This is a genomic window from Planktothrix sp. FACHB-1355 (assembly GCF_014748295.1).
GTDB lineage: Bacteria > Cyanobacteriota > Cyanobacteriia > Cyanobacteriales > Aerosakkonemataceae > Aerosakkonema > Aerosakkonema funiforme_A.
Map to the genome: position 1 here is coordinate 1 of NZ_JACJUP010000965.1, position 2,809 is coordinate 2,809.

A 2,809-nucleotide genomic window follows, 5' to 3' on the forward strand; every position below is an offset into this window, starting at 1 on the left:
TTTCAAATCTTGGTACGATCATTTTCTCCAATTTGGCTTGGTGGAAGGACGATCGCCCACTTATTTCTACCCTACTGATTATGAAGGGTATTACCCCGATGTCGCTGCGGCTGTAGCAGACCCAAACGACAATATAGTATCGGCTTTCGATCACTTTGTCCGCATTGGGCAATATGAAAATCGACTTCCCATTTTCACTGGTACTAGCGGTAATGATGTCGTACAAGCTTTTGGTTTAAAGCCGTTTTTATTTGGGATTGATTTTCAGGTGACTAGCTTCGATCCTGTGGATTATATCTCGGCAAGTACAGGTTTGGGCGAGATCGATACTTTGATCGGTTCGCCCGGTGCAGAGGTTTATCAGCTGGGTCACGGTACTTCCCCATCGAATCCCAATGGCATCCAGTATTATATTGGTGGCGGTGCAAATGACTACGCGATAATTCGCAATTTCGAGAAAGGAGTTGACGTCATCGAGAGCATAGATCCTAACCTTGTTCAACAGGTTCAAAATGGAAACCTCAGACTCTTTTCCAGAGGAGACTTAGTTGCAGTTTTGGAAGGGGTAACAACTCAACTGACTCGCACGAATGGAGGTGATTTCGTGTTCCTACCGGGAACTGTTTTCTTCACCTAAAAGGGTTTTAATTTCGCTCGTTCGCGCTTCGTTGCACATTGTTTATCAGACATCTCCAAAAAATAATCTCAAAGGCAGGCAGGATGCCTACCCTACCATAATTTTTGGAGATGTTTATTTTCGATCGCCATTAACTGTGAACTATGAAAGATGAACCGCAAACGATGAACGCCGATATTCTAATTCTCTCAAATGGGCCTGGGGAGTTGGCAACCTGGGTGCGTCCTGTAGTGCAACAACTGCGACAACAACTGGGATACGATCGCTCTCAAGTACGCATCTCGGTGGTGCTATCCCCTTGTCCCAACGCTAGCGGCAAAGAGGTGGAAATTGCACGCAGTTACCCAGAAGTCGATCGAGTTCAAGGTGCAGAACATTTCTTTCCATTTTTATTATGGGGTAAAACTGCACAAGATTGGGACTGGCGCGATCGCGGTGCGGTTCTTTTTTTAGGCGGAGATCAGTTTTTTACTGTGCTAATTGGCAAGCGTTTAAACTATCGTACCATAGTTTACGCTGAATGGTCAGCGCGTTGGCATGGATCGATCGATCGATTTGGCCTCATGAAATCGGAAATTCTTGCTAAAGTTTCGCCAAAATATCATCGTAAATTTACTGTTGTTGGGGACTTAATGGCAGAAGTCCAAGTTGAAAGGTTAACAGAAAAAGACGCTCAATCTCATCTAGAATTAATTGGTTTATTACCGGGATCTAAACCAGCAAAATTATTTCAGGGTGTGCCTTTTGTATTAGCAAGCGCAGAACATATCCACGCTGCACGTCCTCAAACTCGTTTTGCGATTTTTCTTGCTCCCACTTTGGATATTCAAACATTAGCACGTTTTGGCGATCCCCAGCACAATCATCTCATTCAGCGTCTGGGATGGGGAAGTGGCGAATTAGTTATACCTCCTCACCCAGAACTTCCTTTTATCAAAACACCAAGCGGTTTGCAAGTACAATTATATACGGAATCACCAGCCTACAAATTGTTATCTCAATGTCGTTTATGTCTGACTACTGTGGGTGCTAATACAGCTGAATTGGGCGCTTTAGCAGTACCGATGATTGTGTTGCTTCCCACTCAACAACTAGATGCAATGCGAAGTTGGGATGGTTTGCCGGGATTGCTTGCCAATTTACCCGGTTTCGGTGCGATTTTTGCTAAAATTATTAATTGGTCGATTCTGCAACAAAAACGTTTATTTGCATGGCCGAATATTTGGGCTAAAGCGGAAATTGTGCCGGAACTGGTGGGGAAATTGCAACCTCAATATGTCGCAGATTTGGTTTTGGATTATTTGAACAATCCTGTTAAGTTGGAGGAAATGCGCGATCGTCTTCGCAAAGTCCGAGGTGAAGCAGGCGCAGCGCAAAAGCTAGCACAGATAGTTTCCGAAGAACTTGCAAGTAGCCATATAAATTAATAAATTTTACAAGTTGTTTTTCTCATCGCTTGCAAATGGACGCATTACCAAATATCCTGCTAAATCTAAGACACCATCCAATAAAAAGCCAATAATAGCAATATAAAGTACTCCCTTGAGTACTTGTTCAGTTTCATTACTATTATAGGCATCCCATATGAAAAAGCCTATTCCTCTACCGCCGACTAAAATTTCTGCTGCGATGACGGTAAACCATGCTAATCCTATCCCTATCCTCAACCCAGTAAATATATGTTCGATCGCAACTTTCATCCCATTTTCCTCTCGCCGAGACTTTCTGACGCCTGTTGCGGTGTTAATGGCAATTTGCCAAATAGCACTGAAAAATATGAGGAAAAGTACGCTGCTGAGGTTATCTTTAAATTGGATTAGCGCGATCGGCAATAACGCGATCGCCGGAATACTCGCCGGGATCTGCAAAACTCGCTTTAATATCTCGTAGATTATATTATTGTTGCCAATAACGATTCCTATCCCAATCCCCAAAATAGCTGCTGGTATGTATGCTTGACATAACATTTGCAGGCTGGCCAAAATTGCTGAATAGATGTTATTTTCTATCTCCATTGCCTACTTCAAACTTCTTTGTCTAAAAGTTTCTTTAAAGAGGGGGAAACCCCTTGACAGGATCTTTTTTTTAAGTTATCATATTTTTGATGAGGAATAACTACCTTGCAATATTTAAATTTGGTAATATTTCCATTATTTAAGAATACCACCAAAT

At 42.4% G+C, this 2,809-nt stretch carries 2 protein-coding genes and 1 pseudogene; 2 read left to right on the forward strand and 1 reads right to left on the reverse strand.

All coding sequences use genetic code 11. From position 1 onward, the window contains the following. Positions 1 to 637, forward strand: a pseudogene (locus tag H6S82_RS27630) (hypothetical protein); the annotation flags it as partial. Between the two features lie 164 nt (positions 638 to 801). After that, complete coding sequence (locus H6S82_RS27635; RefSeq protein WP_190469583.1) at positions 802 to 2,064, forward strand: lipid-A-disaccharide synthase; 1,263 nt, start codon at positions 802 to 804, stop codon at positions 2,062 to 2,064. A 6-nt stretch (positions 2,065 to 2,070) separates the two neighbouring features. Here H6S82_RS27635 and H6S82_RS27640 read toward each other — a convergent pair whose 3' ends face one another. Then, complete coding sequence (locus H6S82_RS27640; protein ID WP_199315443.1) at positions 2,071 to 2,652, reverse strand: ABC transporter permease subunit; 582 nt, start codon at positions 2,650 to 2,652, stop codon at positions 2,071 to 2,073. Positions 2,653 to 2,809 lie beyond the last annotated feature (157 nt).

Excerpts from the sequence above, each read along its gene's own strand:
- H6S82_RS27640 (WP_199315443.1), bottom strand. The coding sequence starts at position 2,652 with ATGGAGATAGAAAATAACATCTATTCAGCAATTTTGGCCAGCCTGCAA.
- H6S82_RS27635 (WP_190469583.1), top strand. The coding sequence starts at position 802 with ATGAACGCCGATATTCTAATTCTCTCAAATGGGCCTGGGGAGTTGGCA.